15 protein-coding genes are annotated in these 13020 nt (G+C 71.3%); 10 read left to right on the top strand and 5 right to left on the bottom strand.

What is annotated here, in order from left to right:
• Positions 1-118 precede the first annotated feature (118 nt).
• Positions 119-1348, bottom strand: a complete 1230-nt coding sequence (gene ilvA / locus IE252_RS14775) for a threonine ammonia-lyase (RefSeq protein ID WP_190089859.1) — start codon at positions 1346-1348, stop codon at positions 119-121.
• Positions 1349-1503: 155 nt separating this feature from the next.
• On the opposite strand from ilvA, the gene IE252_RS14770 reads away from it, so the two are divergent.
• From IE252_RS14770 to IE252_RS14760, 3 genes are read left to right on the top strand one after another with little or no spacing between them, the layout of a single operon-like run.
• The gene (locus IE252_RS14770; protein WP_101389790.1) at positions 1504-2007 is read left to right on the top strand and encodes a MarR family winged helix-turn-helix transcriptional regulator; all 504 of its coding nucleotides are present in this window, start codon (positions 1504-1506) and stop codon (positions 2005-2007) included.
• A 31-nt stretch (positions 2008-2038) separates the two neighbouring features.
• Positions 2039-2533: a sigma factor-like helix-turn-helix DNA-binding protein gene (locus tag IE252_RS14765; protein ID WP_190089858.1), complete on the top strand. Its 495-nt coding sequence runs from the start codon at positions 2039-2041 to the stop codon at positions 2531-2533.
• Positions 2530-2781, top strand: a complete 252-nt coding sequence (locus IE252_RS14760; protein ID WP_190089857.1) for a hypothetical protein — start codon at positions 2530-2532, stop codon at positions 2779-2781. Before IE252_RS14765 ends, IE252_RS14760 begins: the two co-directional genes overlap by 4 nt.
• 69 nt (positions 2782-2850) lie before the next feature.
• Here IE252_RS14760 and IE252_RS14755 read toward each other — a convergent pair whose 3' ends face one another.
• Positions 2851-4005, bottom strand: coding sequence for a cystathionine gamma-synthase (locus IE252_RS14755; protein ID WP_190089856.1), 1155 nt, complete (start codon positions 4003-4005; stop codon positions 2851-2853).
• Between the two features lie 209 nt (positions 4006-4214).
• Here IE252_RS14755 and IE252_RS14750 point away from each other — a divergent pair, with 209 nt between their 5' ends.
• From IE252_RS14750 to IE252_RS44145, 6 genes are all read left to right on the top strand, one after another.
• Positions 4215-5321 (top strand): hypothetical protein, encoded by a 1107-nt coding sequence (locus IE252_RS14750; RefSeq protein WP_190089855.1) that lies wholly within the window; start codon positions 4215-4217, stop codon positions 5319-5321.
• Between the two features lie 130 nt (positions 5322-5451).
• Positions 5452-6117: a peptide-methionine (S)-S-oxide reductase MsrA gene (gene msrA / locus IE252_RS14745; protein ID WP_190089854.1), complete on the top strand. Its 666-nt coding sequence runs from the start codon at positions 5452-5454 to the stop codon at positions 6115-6117.
• A 158-nt stretch (positions 6118-6275) separates the two neighbouring features.
• The gene (locus tag IE252_RS14740; RefSeq protein ID WP_190089853.1) at positions 6276-6485 is read left to right on the top strand and encodes a hypothetical protein; all 210 of its coding nucleotides are present in this window, start codon (positions 6276-6278) and stop codon (positions 6483-6485) included.
• Positions 6469-6984 carry a DUF6879 family protein gene (locus IE252_RS14735; RefSeq protein ID WP_190089852.1) on the top strand — a complete coding sequence of 172 codons (516 nt, stop codon included), beginning with the start codon at positions 6469-6471 and terminating at the stop codon, positions 6982-6984. The genes IE252_RS14740 and IE252_RS14735 overlap by 17 nt, the downstream gene beginning before the upstream one ends.
• Positions 6981-7490, top strand: a complete 510-nt coding sequence (locus IE252_RS44150) for a Scr1 family TA system antitoxin-like transcriptional regulator (protein ID WP_308434537.1) — start codon at positions 6981-6983, stop codon at positions 7488-7490. Before IE252_RS14735 ends, IE252_RS44150 begins: the two co-directional genes overlap by 4 nt.
• The gene (locus tag IE252_RS44145) at positions 7373-7822 is read left to right on the top strand and encodes a Scr1 family TA system antitoxin-like transcriptional regulator (RefSeq protein WP_308434541.1); all 450 of its coding nucleotides are present in this window, start codon (positions 7373-7375) and stop codon (positions 7820-7822) included. Before IE252_RS44150 ends, IE252_RS44145 begins: the two co-directional genes overlap by 118 nt.
• 379 nt (positions 7823-8201) lie before the next feature.
• Here the strand turns inward: IE252_RS44145 and IE252_RS14725 are convergent, their stop codons facing one another.
• Positions 8202-9371 (bottom strand): AAA family ATPase, encoded by a 1170-nt coding sequence (locus tag IE252_RS14725; protein WP_190089851.1) that lies wholly within the window; start codon positions 9369-9371, stop codon positions 8202-8204.
• 187 nt (positions 9372-9558) lie between these two features.
• Between IE252_RS14725 and IE252_RS14720 the strand changes: the two genes are divergently transcribed.
• A complete protein-coding gene (locus tag IE252_RS14720) occupies positions 9559-11172 on the top strand; it encodes a DUF8823 domain-containing protein (protein WP_190090167.1) in 1614 nt (537 codons plus the stop codon).
• Positions 11173-11366: 194 nt separating this feature from the next.
• Here IE252_RS14720 and IE252_RS14715 read toward each other — a convergent pair whose 3' ends face one another.
• Together IE252_RS14715 and IE252_RS14710 are read right to left on the bottom strand one after the other, a co-directional pair.
• Complete coding sequence (locus tag IE252_RS14715) at positions 11367-11720, bottom strand: DUF1330 domain-containing protein (protein ID WP_190089850.1); 354 nt, start codon at positions 11718-11720, stop codon at positions 11367-11369.
• A 110-nt stretch (positions 11721-11830) separates the two neighbouring features.
• Positions 11831-12868, bottom strand: coding sequence for an NAD(P)-dependent alcohol dehydrogenase (locus IE252_RS14710; RefSeq protein WP_190089849.1), 1038 nt, complete (start codon positions 12866-12868; stop codon positions 11831-11833).
• Positions 12869-13020 lie beyond the last annotated feature (152 nt).

Genomic DNA, 13020 nt, shown 5'->3' with positions numbered 1-13020 from the left:
AACACAGACTAACGCGATGTATCGCGTTTCCTCAAGAGATACGGCACCTTCGGTGCCGACATCGGTACGGAGATCGGTACGGACATCGGTGCGACCTCGGGAAAGACCTGACACCGGGTCAGGAGATGACCTGGTATCCCTCTTCCCGCAGCGCCGACCCGACCTCCAGGCAGTGCTCCGGCCCCTTCGTCTCCAGGTGCAACTCCACCTCCACTTCCGTGAGTCCGAGCCTCGGGTCGGTCCGTACGTGGCTCACATCGAGGACGTTAGCGTCGACCACTGACAACGACCTGAGAAGCGCGGCGAGCGCCCCCGGCCGGTCCGGCAGACGCAGCCGCAGGCTCAGATAGCGCCCGGCCGCCGCCATCCCGTGCCGCAGGATCCGCTGGAGCAGCACCGGGTCCACGTTGCCGCCCGACAGCACCGCCACCACCGGGCCCCTAAAGGCCCCCGGATCGCTCAGCAGCGCCGCCACCGGGCTCGCCCCGGCGGGCTCCACGACCAGCTTGGCCCGCTCCAGACAGAGCAGCAGCGCGCTGGAGAGCTCGTCCTCGGTGACCGTGCGGACCTCGTCCACCAGCTCCTTGACCAGCGCGAACGGCACGTCCCCCGGCCGCCCCACCTTGATCCCGTCGGCCATCGTCGGCGCCGGGTCGATCGCCACGGGGTGCCCGGCGGCCAGCGAGGGCGGATACGACGCCGAGGCCGCCGCCTGCACGCCGATCACCTTCACGTCGGGGCGGACCGCCTTCACCGCCACCGCGATGCCCGCGGCCAGACCGCCGCCGCCGATCCCGACCAGGATCGTGCGCACCTCCGGGCACTGCTCCAGGATCTCCAGGCCGACCGTGCCCTGGCCCGCGATGATGTCCGGGTGGTCGAAGGGGTGGATGAAGACCGCGCCCGTCTCGCGCGCGTACGCCTCCGCCGCCGCCAGTGTCTCGTCGACGACCGTGCCGTGCAGGACGACCTCCGCGCCGTACTCCCGGGTCGCGGCGACCTTCGGCAGGGGCGCGCCGACCGGCATGAACACCGTGGAGCGCACGCCCAGGAGCGAGGAGGCCAGCGCCACTCCCTGCGCGTGGTTGCCCGCGCTGGCGGCCACCACCCCGGCGGCCTTCTCCTCGGGGCGCAGCCCCGCGATCCGTACGTAGGCGCCCCTGAGCTTGAAGGAGCCGGTGCGCTGGAGGTTCTCGCACTTGAGGTGGACCGGGGCGCCGACCAGCTGCGTCAGATGCCGGGAGCCCTCCATCGCGGTCATCCTGGCGACCCCCGCGAGCATCTTCTGCGCGCCGCGGACGTCGTCGAGGATCAGGGGACGCAAGGGGTCAGGCGTACTGAAGCTCATGACCGCAAGTCTCGCAGCTCATGGGCCCGGCGGCCGCTCCGCGCCGGATCCTCCCGGCAGTTGTCCACAGCTTTGTGCAGGGCCGGTACGCGTACCGGTCCGGCCGCGTACTCTGTCCCCCACCACACCGACCGCCGCACGAGAGAGCCCCGGCCATGCCCACTACTCAGGACATGACTTCCCATCTCGACCCAGGTCTCCTCGATGCCCTCCAGCACCAGGTGGCCATCTTCGCGCGCCGCGCGGAGCAGACCCGTCTCGGCGGCGTCGGCCAGGTCCGCAACTCGATGGACCGCGCGGCGTATCTGCTGCTCAACAGGCTCGACCAGGAAGGCCCGATGGGCGTCAAGGCGCTCGCCGCGGGCATGGGCATCGACTCGTCGACGGTCACCCGCCAGGTCGCCCCGCTCGTGGACACGGGCCTGGTCAAACGGACCTCGCACCCGGAGGACGGCCGCGCGGTCGTGCTCCAGCTGTCCCCGCGCGGCCAGACCCGCCTCGAAGAGGTGCGCTCCTCGCGCCGCGAGCTCATGGCGCAGGTGACAGACGGCTGGTCCGAGGAGGAACGGGAGTCCTTCTGCACCCTCCTGACCCGCTTCAACTCCGCTCTGTCGGCCCGCCAGTCGGCCGCCCAGGACCCGGCCGCACCGACCTCTTGACCTGCCGCGCGCACGGGCTTCATATGAGGCCATGCGCGAGCGGCAGACGGAACGGCAGCGCCGCAGCGCCCGCGAGTTCGAGGCGTTCGTGGCGGGCGCGGGGGGCCGGCTGCTGCATGCGGCCACCCTGCTCACCGGCGAGCCGCCCGAGCACAACGAGCGGGCCCGCCGTCTGCTGACCGCCGCCCTGGCGCGGACGTACGCGCACTGGGACCCCGAGCGCGGCGAGGATCCGTACGACCGCACCCGCCAGGAGCTGGTGGCCCGGTTCGCGAGCACCGCCTGGCGCTACCACCGCCACCGCGACCGGGCGACGGGCGTCCTGGCCCGGCTCACCCCGCAGGAGCGGCTCGTGCTGGTGCTGCGGCTGTCCGAGGGCGTCGCCGAGGAGCAGGTCGCCGCGCTGATCGGGCTGCCGTCCGAGCGGGTCCGGGTGATCTGCACGCGCGCGATCGCGACGATGCGCAGCGCCCCGGCGGGCGCCCGCCGCGTACGTCCGCGGGCCGGCGCGGAGGGGGTGACATGAGCCTGCCCGACCGCAAGGAGGCGGAGGTCCGCCGCCTCCTGGAGGGCCCGCACCCGCCGGTGCCGCCCGAACTCACCGTACGGGCCACCGAGTTGGGCCTGCGGCTGCTGCGCCGCCGCCGGGCCGCGCGGTGGCTGATGTGGCTGGTGCTCTGGGCGGCGGCGGTCGCCTTCACGGTGTGGGCCGCGCGGGTGCATCCGTGGGTGGCGCCGCCGTCGACGGTGGCGCCACCGGTGGAGGGCCTGTGAGGGGCCCCGGGCGACCCGGGACCCCTACGGGGTCATATACGTGACGTACGAGGCGTGACGTGTGGGGGCTCAGCCCAGCGCCTGCTGGAGGTCGGCCAGCAGGTCGTCCACGTTCTCGATGCCGACCGACAGGCGCACCAGGTCGCCCGGCACCTCAAGGGCGGACCCGGCGACGCTGGCGTGCGTCATCCGGCCCGGGTGCTCGATCAGCGACTCGACGCCGCCCAGCGACTCACCGAGGGTGAAGACCTTGGTGCGGGCGCACAGGTCGACCGCCTCCTGCTCGCCGCCGGTGACCCGGAAGGAGATCATTCCGCCGAAGGCGCGCATCTGCTTGGCCGCGACCTCGTGGCCGGGGTGCTCGGGCAGCCCCGGGTAGAGCACCTGCGAGACCTTGGGGTGGCGGGTCAGCATCTCCGCGATCTTCCCGGCGTTCTCGCTGTGCCGGTCCATGCGGACGGGCAGCGTCTTGATGCCGCGCAGCACCAGCCAGGAGTCGAACGGCCCGGCGACCGCGCCCATCGCGTTCTGGTGGTACGCCAACTCCTCGCCCAGCTCGGCCGAGTTGGTGACGAGGGCGCCGCCCACGACGTCCGAGTGACCGCCCATGTACTTGGTCAGGGAGTGCACGACGACGTCCGCGCCGAGCGCGAGCGGCTGCTGGAGGTAGGGGCTGGCGAAGGTGTTGTCGACGACGAGCTTGGCACCGGCGTCCTTGGCGACCGCCGCGATCGCCGCGATGTCGGTGATGCCGAGCAGCGGGTTCGAGGGCGTCTCGACCCAGATGGCCTTCGTACGGTCGGTGACGGCGGCCCGCACCGACGCCGGGTCGGAGGTGTCGGCGACCGACCACTCCACGCCCCAGCGGGAGACGACCTTGGCGAAGAGGCGGAACGTACCGCCGTACGCGTCGTTGGGGATGACCACGTGGTCGCCGGGGACCAGCAGCGTACGCAGCAGGCAGTCCTCGGCGGCCAGGCCGGAGGCGAAGGCGAGCCCGCGCACACCGCCCTCCAGGGCCGCCAGGTTCTCTTCGAGGGCGGTGCGCGTCGGGTTGGCGCTGCGGCTGTACTCGTAGCCGCCGCGCAGCCCGCCGACGCCGTCCTGCTTGTAGGTGGAGACCTGGTAGATCGGGGGTACGACCGCGCCGGTCAGCGGATCCGCGGTGTTACCGGCGTGGATCGCGATGGTCTCGAAGCTCTTGTCGAGGTGCTCGTGGCTCATGGTCCAGAGCCTAGTTCGCATGTGGCGGGGGTGGGGGTGCTCGCCGGTTGCTGAGATCCGGGTCGCCGATACGTGAGATTCGGGTGCGGGGGATTCGTGAGGCCGGGCTTCGTGAGGCCGGGCGCGGAAGGGGGTGCGGCCGGGGCGGGTTATCCACAGGCCCGGGTGCGGGTTGGCCAGAAGTCGGTGGGGTCTGCTTCGCTTGAGGCATGGAGATTCTCTGGATCCTGATCGCCGCGTGCATGCTGACGATGGCCCTGGGCCCGTGGGTGATGCGGCGGCGCCGGGCCGGCATCCAGCTGGCCGAGCCGGGCGCGCCCGACGCCGCGGACCCGGCGGAGTACGGCTTCGCGCGCCAGGAGGAGCTGGACGTGCGGCTGCCGGGCCCGGACCAGGACCTCCTGGACGTACTGGACGTGGTGCAGGCCACCCAGGAGTGGCGGGCGGCGGCGCAGCTGCTCGCGGGCACGCCCAAGGAGGGCGAGCTGCGCTGGCAGCGCGTCCAGGCCTTCGCGGGCGCGGCCTCGCTGGAGCTGGCGCAACGCCCCGGCGTCGGCGGCGCGTGGCTGCGCAAGTGGCGTTCGGAGTCGCCCAAGGACGCGGGGGCGGCGCAGGTGCACGCGGAGTTCCTGGTCCAGCAGGCCTGGCGCTCGTCGTCGGCCGGGCAGGACGACTTCCGGATCATCCTGGAGGAGGCCCGCGCGGTCTGCGCGGAGGCGGCACTGCTGGCCCCCGGCGACCCGATCCCCTACATCGTCGAACTGGCGGTGGCCCGAGGACTGGCCTACCCCCACCCCGAATTCGAGCAGCTCTGGGCGAAGGTGATCGACCGCGCCCCGCACCACATGGGGGCGCACCTGTCCGCCCTGCACTACTGGTGCGAGAAGTGGCACGGCTCGCGCACGCTGGCGGACGAGTTCGCGACGTCGGCGGCGGCGCGGGCGCCGCACGGCTCGCTGCTGGCGGCGCTGCCGCTGTTCGCGGTGTACGAGCACATGCCCGACATCGTCCTGGTCACGGACTTCCACCGCACGATGGTGGTGAGCCGCGCCCTGGAGGGCGCCCTGCACGCGGTCCACTCGGCCCGCCCCGACGACCCGGTCCTGGCCCACGTCCGCCATCTGCTGGCGTTCTTCCTGGTCCGCGCGGAGCGCTGGTCGGAGGCGATGGACCAGTTCGTCCACCTGGACGGCTTCGTGGGCGCCCTGCCGTGGACGCTGTCGCAGGACCCGGCGGAGCAGTACGCGATATACCGCGCGCTGGCGGTGGCGGGGTACGAGGCGAACGGGGGGAACCCGGCGACGCTGCCGCGCTGAGGGCGGGGTCCGGGGGAATCCCACCCAGTCCCCGAACGTTGCAAGGGCTGACGGTTTCGGTTTCGAGGCAACCAGCCGCGACCGCCATTGCCACAGCCACTGAGCCGCCGCCCTGGCCGAGGAGCCCAGCATGTTCCCGCACAGCCGCACGCCCGTCCTCCCCGAGCCCGAGGAGGCCCTCAAGGGCCGCCCCGAGCCGGAATTCACCGTCCCCGACCGCCACACGGTCCTGGGCAACCCGCTGCAGGGCCCCTACCCCGAGGGCCTGGAGGTGGCGGACTTCGGCCTGGGCTGCTTCTGGGGCGCCGAGCGCAAGTTCTGGCAGACGGAGGGCGTGTGGACGACCCTGGTCGGCTACCAGGGCGGCTACACGCAGAACCCCACGTACGACGAGGTCTGCTCGGGCCTGACGGGCCACACGGAAGCGGTCCGCGTGGTCTACGACCCCTCGGTCGTCTCCTACTCCGCCCTCCTGAAGCTCTTCTGGGAGTCCCACAACCCCACCCAGGGCTTCCGCCAGGGCAACGACGTGGGCACCCAGTACCGCTCCGCGATCTATACCCACTCCCCGTCACAGGAAGCAGCGGCCACCGCATCCCGCGAGGCCTACCAGAAGGTCCTGACGGCCTCGGGCCACGGCGACATCACGACGACGGTGCTGCCGGCGGAGGGCCGCACGTTCTACCCGGCGGAGGCGTACCACCAGCAGTACCTGGACAAGAACCCGGGCGGGTACTGCGGGATCGGGGGGACGGGGGTTTCCTGCCCGATCGGGGTGGCGAGGGCGGACGGCTGACCGGCTGAGCCGGGGCAGCCGGGCGACTGGGCCTGCGCACGACACGGGTTTATGCAAAGACGCGCATAGCCGCGTTCGCGCGTGGACGGCCGCGCCCACCCCTCGTACCGTCGTGGTGAACAGGCCCCAACCAGGGCCCCGGCACAGGGGGTTTGGCAATGGCGCGGGAAGAACTGACCCGGCTCACGGGCAACGGCAACGGCGGCCCGTGCGGAGAAGAGGACTGCCCGAACGTCTACCGCACGGCCTCCGGCTCCATCGTCATCCAGGGAGGCCTCTCCCAGGCGTTCACGCCACCGGCCGGGGAAGGGCTCGTCGAGATCCCGGAAGAGGTGCTGCGGGAGGCCGTGCGTGCTCTTGGATGGTGATGAGTGGCGGGCGATGTTCCGTGACTTCCACGCGGAAGCCTGGCGGCTCGAAACGCTTCCGCAGTACCTGATGCCGCAGGAAGAGGCGGAGATCCAGGCGTTCAGGGACGGCAAGCGCATCGACCCCGGGTCCTACAGGTCCGGCTACACCGACCGGATCAAGAGACAGCGCGCGGACGGCAGGACGAACGGGCGTGTGCGCGTCCTCACCCGCCCGCTCTCCGAGTATCTGCGATTCGAGTTCTCTCGCTACTACGAGCCTCACGTGCTGGCCGGAGAGGACATCCGCATCCTCGATGTGACCGACCGCGAGAACCCGCTGGTCGAGGTTCAGGATTTCTGGCTCTTCGATCGCTCCACGGTCGTGCTCATGCACTACGAGTCGGATGGCAGGCAGATCGGTCGCGAGCTGTACGAGGGCGATCCCGCGCCGTTCATCGCGTACCAGCACATCGCGGTAACCGAGTCGGTGCCCTTCTCGGAGTACGTGAGCGGGTGACGTTCGAGCCCGAACAGCTCGGCCGGTCCACAGAAGAGCTGGCGGCCACGCTGAAAGGACTGCGCAAAGCGGCAGGTCTCTCCGGGGACCGGCTTGCCAGGCGAATGAACATCTCCCAGTCCAAGGTGAGCCGGATCGAGAACGGCAGGGTGCGCCCGTCCCTCGTGGACGTGGAGCAGTATCTGAGAGGCGTTGACGCTCCACCGGAAGCAATCGACCGGGTCATGTCCCTGGCCCGGCTCGCGAACACCGAGTGGCGGAACCTGCGAAGTCTGCGACGCGCGGGGCTGGGGACTCGGCAGGCGGAGTTGAAGGCCCTGGAAGCCTCCTCCGGGCATCTGCGGTACTTCCTGCTCTCGCTGATCACCGGCCTGCTCGCCACTCCGGAATACGTCCGGGCCAGCTTGACGCATTCACCGGCCGACACCAGCAAGGCCGTAGCGGGAAAACTGGAGCGGGCCAGCAGGTTCTCTATGACACGTCGAAACGGTTCACGTTCATCCTGACCGAGCAAGCCGTACGGTTCCCCCTCGTCGGCCCTCACGCCATGGCCGTACAGATCGACCGACTGGCGTCACTTACGCACCTGCCGAACGTACGGCTCGGAGTCATCCCCGTCGGTACACGCACGCCGGGACTCCCGCTGAATACGTTCACCATCTATGACGACAGGATGGCCACGGCCGAGCTGACCACTGGATCAATAGTGTTCAGAGATGCGCGGGACATCAGGGCCTATCTGGACGAGTTCGACGGATACGAAGAGCAGGCCCTGTTCGATGAAGCAGCCCGGGAGAAGCTACGGGAGTGGTCGTCGTCCTGCCGTGATGATCTTTAGTCCACAACGTGAATGTGGCTGGGCTGCCGTCATGGCTGGGGGAATCATTGCCGTGTCAGGGCCAATGACAGGAGGCCACATTGAAGACGCAACAACCACTGGAATACAGACTGTTGCGCCAGCATCGAAAGGCGGCCCACTGATGGAGATGCACGAATGGCGCGGCGGCTGGGATCGGGCCCAGGAAGCCACCCAGGCGTTGAAGGTGGCCCTTGAAGGGCTCGGGGTGCCTGAGGGGCAGGCTGGTCGGTTGCGGCCCACTGTTAGTGGGCGGGGGATGCCCTGGGTGGATGTCGGGATGGTTCCGGCGCACGTTGCCGTGCGGATCGCGGAGGCCGTGGTGGCTGGGGCGCGTTGAGTTCCTTCCGCCCAGCCCCCCTCACCTCTTCGGCCAATGCCACAGCGGCTCGTCCAGCATTCCCTGGCCCTCCACCACCGTGCGGCCGAACTCCTTCACCAGTTCTATGACGTTGGCCCGGCGCGACAGGGCCTGGGCCAGGGGGCGGGCGTGAGTGACTACCACCATTTGGGTGTGGGTCGTCGCCGTGCGGATCAGGTCGGCCAGGGGGGCCAGGAGGTCCGGGTGGAGGCTTGTTTCCGGCTCGTTCAGGACCATCAGGGCGGGAGGGCGCGGGGTCAGCAGCGCGGCCACCCAGAGCAGGTAGCGCAGGGTGCCGTCGGAGAGTTCCGCCGCCGTCAGGGGGCGCAGCAAGCCGTGCTGGCGGAGGCGGAGTTCGAGGCGGCCGCCCACCAGGTCGATCTCCACCCGGCTGCCGGGGAACGCCGCGTCCACCGCCTCGTCCAGCGCCTCCCGATCTCCGATCTCCCGGATCGTCTGGAGCGCGGCGGCGAGGTCCGCGCCGTCCCCGCTCAGGACCGGGGTACGCGTGCCGACGTGCGTCCCCCGCGCGGGCGCGTGCGCGTCGGTGCGTACGTGGTCGTAGAAGCGCCAGGCGCGGATCTGCTCGCGCACCGCCAGCACGTCCGGCGCCCGCTGCGGGTCCGCGAGCTCGCCCAGCATCGAGTCGTACGGCCTGATCTCGCCCGACGAGCGGTGCCACGTGCCGTCCGCCGCGCGCACCTTCACCGCCGGGCCCGACCGCTCGGAGAGCGCCGACGCCGGGCGCAGCACCGGGCCGCTCCAGATCGCCTCGCGCTTGATCTCCGGGTCGAGCGTGAAGAGGGAGGCCGGGTCGCCCGCCGCGCCTCCGGGGTGCCCGAAGTCGACCGCGTAACCGAACTCGTCCCCCGCGAAGCCCAGCCGCAGGCTCACCGGTTCGGTGCGGACCGTGCCCTGGAGCGGGCGCAGGCCCTCGCGGACCGCGCGGCTCGTCTTCTCCGGGCCCGCCCACAGTGTCGACGGCAGCCCGCCCTCGCGCGCGAGGGCGGCGACCGCGCCGCCGCGCGCGGAGTCCGCGAGCAGCCGCAATGCGCGGTACAGGGACGATTTGCCGGTGCCGTTGGCGCCCGTCACCACGTTCAGGCGGTCGAGGGGCACGACGAGGTGCCGCAGTGACCGGTAGTTCTCGACGGCGAGTGTGGTGATCATGCCTTCGAGCGTAGGGAAGGGGTCTGACAATCGCCCTCTGACGGTCCTCTGTCTGCCCGTCGTTCGGCGATCGTAGGGTTGGCGCGTGGGCATCAGCAGCCAGGTCCTGGGGACCGACGGGACCGATACCGCCGACGGCACAGCCGTCTCGCCACTGCGTCGGAGGTGGCTGCGGCCCGAGTTGCGCGTGCCCGCCGTCGTGACGCTGGCGGTCCTTCCGCTGTACGCGGTGTGGGCGCTCGTCCTCGCCACCGGCGGCGGCGACCTCGCGGCCCAGCTCGCCTGGGCCGGGTTCGCGTCCCGGCACCCGGGGTCCGCGTACAACCTGTCCTGGTACGGCGGCGCGCACACCGCCAACTACAGCCTGCTGACGCCGTGGCTGATGGCGGCGTTCGGGGTCCGCACGGTGTCGGTGGCGGCGGGTGTCGCCAGTACGTGGCTGATGGCCCTCCTCTTCGTACGGGCGGAGGGCGCGCGGGGGGACGGGCCCTGGCGGGGCGTGTGGCCCGCGCTGCTCGCTGCGGCGGCGCTGTGGTGCAACGTCGTGTCGGGGCGGACGACATTCGCGGTGGGGATCGTTTTCGCGCTGGTGGCGTGTGGGGTGGTGCAGGGGCGTGTGGGGTCGGCCACCGCCCCGCTCGTCGAGAGCACCGCTCTTGGTTCGGTCCGGCGCTCTCGAATCGGGCTGCCGCTCGCCTTCGTGAGCAGTGCTCTCGCCACCATGGCCAGCCCCGTCGCCGGGCTCTTCCTGCTCGTCGTCGGGGCCGCGTACGGGCTCGATCGGCAGTGGCGCAAGGCCGCCATCCTGTGCGTGCCGCCGTGCGTGATCGTCGGCGCCACCACCCTCCTCTTCCCCTTCGAGGGCGAACAGCCCATGCAGTTGGGCAAGTTGTGGATGCCGCTCGGCGTCTGCGCCGCGCTGCTGGTCGCCGCGCCGCCGTCCCGTACGTGGCGGGTCGTTCGCGCCGGGGCGGCCGTGTACGCGGTGGGGGTCGTCCTCACGTACGTCGTCGCCTCGCCGATCGGGTCGAACGTGGAGCGGCTCGTGGGGCTTGCCGGGCCGCCCGTGCTGCTCGCCGCGCTGCTCGCGCCCGGGCTCGACCGTACGCGGCGGGTCGTGCTCGCCGTGGTGCTGCTCATCTCCGTCAACTGGCTGCGGGACAAGACGCTCGACGACACCGACGTGTCCACGGTCACGCCCGCGTGGGCGTCGCACGCCGACGGGCTCGTCGACGAGCTGCGCCGACTTGGGGCCGACCGGACGCGGGTGGAGGTGGTGCCCGCGCGCAACCACCGCGAGGCGGCGGTGCTCGGCGCGTACGTCAACAACGCGCGGGGGTGGAACCGGCAGTTGGACGTCGAGCGGGGGCGTCTGTTCTACGACGGGTCGTTCTCGGCGTCGGCGTACCGGGCGTGGCTCGACCGGTGGGCCGTCGGGTTCGTCGTACTCCACGACGGGCTGCCGGACGGGCCCGCGACGGCCGAGGCGGCGCTCGTGCGGGGCGGGGTGCCGTGGTTGGAGCGGGTGTGGGGGGATGCGCACTGGAGCGTGTACCGGGTGCGGGGGGCTGTGCCGTTGGTGTCGGCGCCGGGGGTGGTGGTGCGGGGGGATGATGCGACGCTGGTCGTTCGGATGCCGGGGGCGGGGGCGGTGACGGTGCGGGTTGCTTATTCGCCGTGGTTGCGGGTGGAGGGGGCGTGTGTGGGGCGGGATGGGGAGTGGACGCGGGTCACGGTGCCGCGTGCTGGGGTGTACCGGTTGGACTCGCCTTACCGGTGGCCCCGTGGGGGCGGGTGTTGAGGCGGTCACTTCGAGTGCGGGTTGAGTGTGGCTGGTCGCGCAGTTCCCCGCGTAGCCCTCCGGGGGGGCGGGTTTTCGTCTGCGGGCCCGGTGGGGGCTGGTCGCGCAGTTCCCCGCGCCCCCAAAACCACCGGTCGTCTGCGGACCGTGCGTGGCTGGGCGCGCAGTTCCTCGCGCCCCTACGGGGCACCCCCTCACGCCCCCGCCTGCGCCTCCCTGTACCCCCTCGCCGTCTCCCCCGCGTCGTAATCCGGCCCCACCCCCTCCACCAACACCAAGTCGCCCGGGATGTGGTTCGTACGGAAGGGGAGGAGGGCCTGGTAGGACGGGGAGTCGTACCAAGATCGGGCCTCCGGCATGCTCGGGAAGCCGATCATGACCAGGGCTCCCGGCCACTCTCCCTCGCGTACCTCCACCGTCGTCCCGTGTACCAGGAAGCGGCCGCCGAAGGGGGTGAAGGTCTCCTGGATGCGCTCCATGTAGACGAAGACCTCCTCGGGGACGGGGCCGTCGGTGGGGCGCAGGTGGGCTATGGCGTAGGCAGTCATGGCGGCCTCCGGGTCAGTGATGCCGTTCGGATGACCTGATCCTGCCGGGGGCGGGGAGGGGGGTCGATTACCTGGCAGGTAAGCGCCCCCCCCCAACAACAACCCGACCCTCAGATCGTCGCCGCGTCGATCACGAACCGGTACCGCACATCACTCACCAGCACCCGCTCGTACGCCTCGTTCACCTCGTCCGCGCGGATCAGCTCGATCTCCGCGCCCAGGCCGTGCTCCGCGCAGAAGTCCAGCATCTCCTGGGTCTCCGCGATGCCGCCGATCATCGAACCGGCGAGGATCTTGTTGCCGCCGATGAGGCCGAACATGTTGAGCTGGTTGGGCTCCTCGGGGGCGCCCACGTTCACCAGCGCGCCGCCCGGCTTCAGGAGCCCGAGGTACGCGCCCAGGTCCAGCGGGGCCGAGACCGTGGAGACGATCAGGTCGAGGGAGCCCGCGAGCTGCTCGAACGTCTTCGGGTCGCTGGTGGCGTGGAAGTGGTCGGCGCCCAGCTTCAGCCCGTCCTCCTGCTTGCGCAGCGTCTGGCTGAGCACGGTCACCTCGGCGCCGAGCGCGTGCGCGATCTTGACGCCCATGTGGCCGAGGCCGCCCAGGCCCAGGATCGCGACCTTCTTGCCGGGGCCCGCCTGCCACCGCTTGAGCGGCGAGTAGAGGGTGATGCCCGCGCACAGCAGCGGCGCGGCGACGTCCAGCGACAGGGCGTCGGGGACGCGGACCGCGAAGCGCTCGGAGACGACGACGTGGGTGGAGTAGCCGCCGTAGGTGGGCTCGCCGTCGCGGCCGATGGCGTTGTACGTGCCGACTGCCTGGGCGCAGAACTGCTCCTGCCCTGCCGCGCACTGCGCGCACTCGCCGCAGGAGTCGACGAAGCAGCCGACGCCGACGCGGTCGCCGACGGCGTACTTGGTGACGCCGGGGCCCACCTCGGTGACCACACCGGCGATCTCGTGGCCCGGGACCATCGGGAAGATGGCCTCGCCCCAGCCCTCGCGGGCCTGGTGGATGTCGGAGTGGCAGATGCCGGCGTACTTGATCTCGATCAGGATGTCGTGCGTGCCGACGGCGCGGCGCTCAATGGTGGTGCGCTCCAGCGGGGCCTTGGCGGCGGGGGCTGCGTAGGCGGCGACGGTGGTCATTGCCTTGACTCCTCGGGATTCTCGGGTACGCCGTCCACGGTGCCGCAGCCGCCGCCCGCCACCCAGCCCCCTGTTCCGCGTACGTCCGCCGTACGTACGCCTGGCGTGCGTACTACTGGCAGGGTCAGGCTCGCGGTCGTACGACGGCGGAT

Origin of the sequence: Streptomyces melanogenes, assembly GCF_014649795.1 — a bacterium.
Lineage (GTDB): Bacteria > Actinomycetota > Actinomycetes > Streptomycetales > Streptomycetaceae > Streptomyces > Streptomyces noboritoensis.
Note: the sequence above shows the minus strand (reverse complement) of the source record. Positions and strands in the feature narration are given on the sequence as shown.

What these genes read in the sequence shown, in the direction of transcription:
- IE252_RS14740 (WP_190089853.1), top strand. Translation starts at nt 6,276, where the DNA reads ATGGCGCGGGAAGAACTGACCCGGCTCACGGGCAACGGCAACGGCGGC.
- IE252_RS14755 (WP_190089856.1), bottom strand. Translation starts at nt 4,005, where the DNA reads ATGAGCCACGAGCACCTCGACAAGAGCTTCGAGACCATCGCGATCCAC.
- IE252_RS14725 (WP_190089851.1), bottom strand. Translation starts at nt 9,371, where the DNA reads ATGATCACCACACTCGCCGTCGAGAACTACCGGTCACTGCGGCACCTC.
- ilvA (WP_190089859.1), bottom strand. Translation starts at nt 1,348, where the DNA reads ATGAGCTTCAGTACGCCTGACCCCTTGCGTCCCCTGATCCTCGACGAC.
- IE252_RS14770 (WP_101389790.1), top strand. Translation starts at nt 1,504, where the DNA reads ATGCCCACTACTCAGGACATGACTTCCCATCTCGACCCAGGTCTCCTC.
- msrA (WP_190089854.1), top strand. Translation starts at nt 5,452, where the DNA reads ATGTTCCCGCACAGCCGCACGCCCGTCCTCCCCGAGCCCGAGGAGGCC.
- IE252_RS14760 (WP_190089857.1), top strand. Translation starts at nt 2,530, where the DNA reads ATGAGCCTGCCCGACCGCAAGGAGGCGGAGGTCCGCCGCCTCCTGGAG.
- IE252_RS14750 (WP_190089855.1), top strand. Translation starts at nt 4,215, where the DNA reads ATGGAGATTCTCTGGATCCTGATCGCCGCGTGCATGCTGACGATGGCC.
- IE252_RS14715 (WP_190089850.1), bottom strand. Translation starts at nt 11,720, where the DNA reads ATGACTGCCTACGCCATAGCCCACCTGCGCCCCACCGACGGCCCCGTC.
- IE252_RS14765 (WP_190089858.1), top strand. Translation starts at nt 2,039, where the DNA reads ATGCGCGAGCGGCAGACGGAACGGCAGCGCCGCAGCGCCCGCGAGTTC.
- IE252_RS14710 (WP_190089849.1), bottom strand. Translation starts at nt 12,868, where the DNA reads ATGACCACCGTCGCCGCCTACGCAGCCCCCGCCGCCAAGGCCCCGCTG.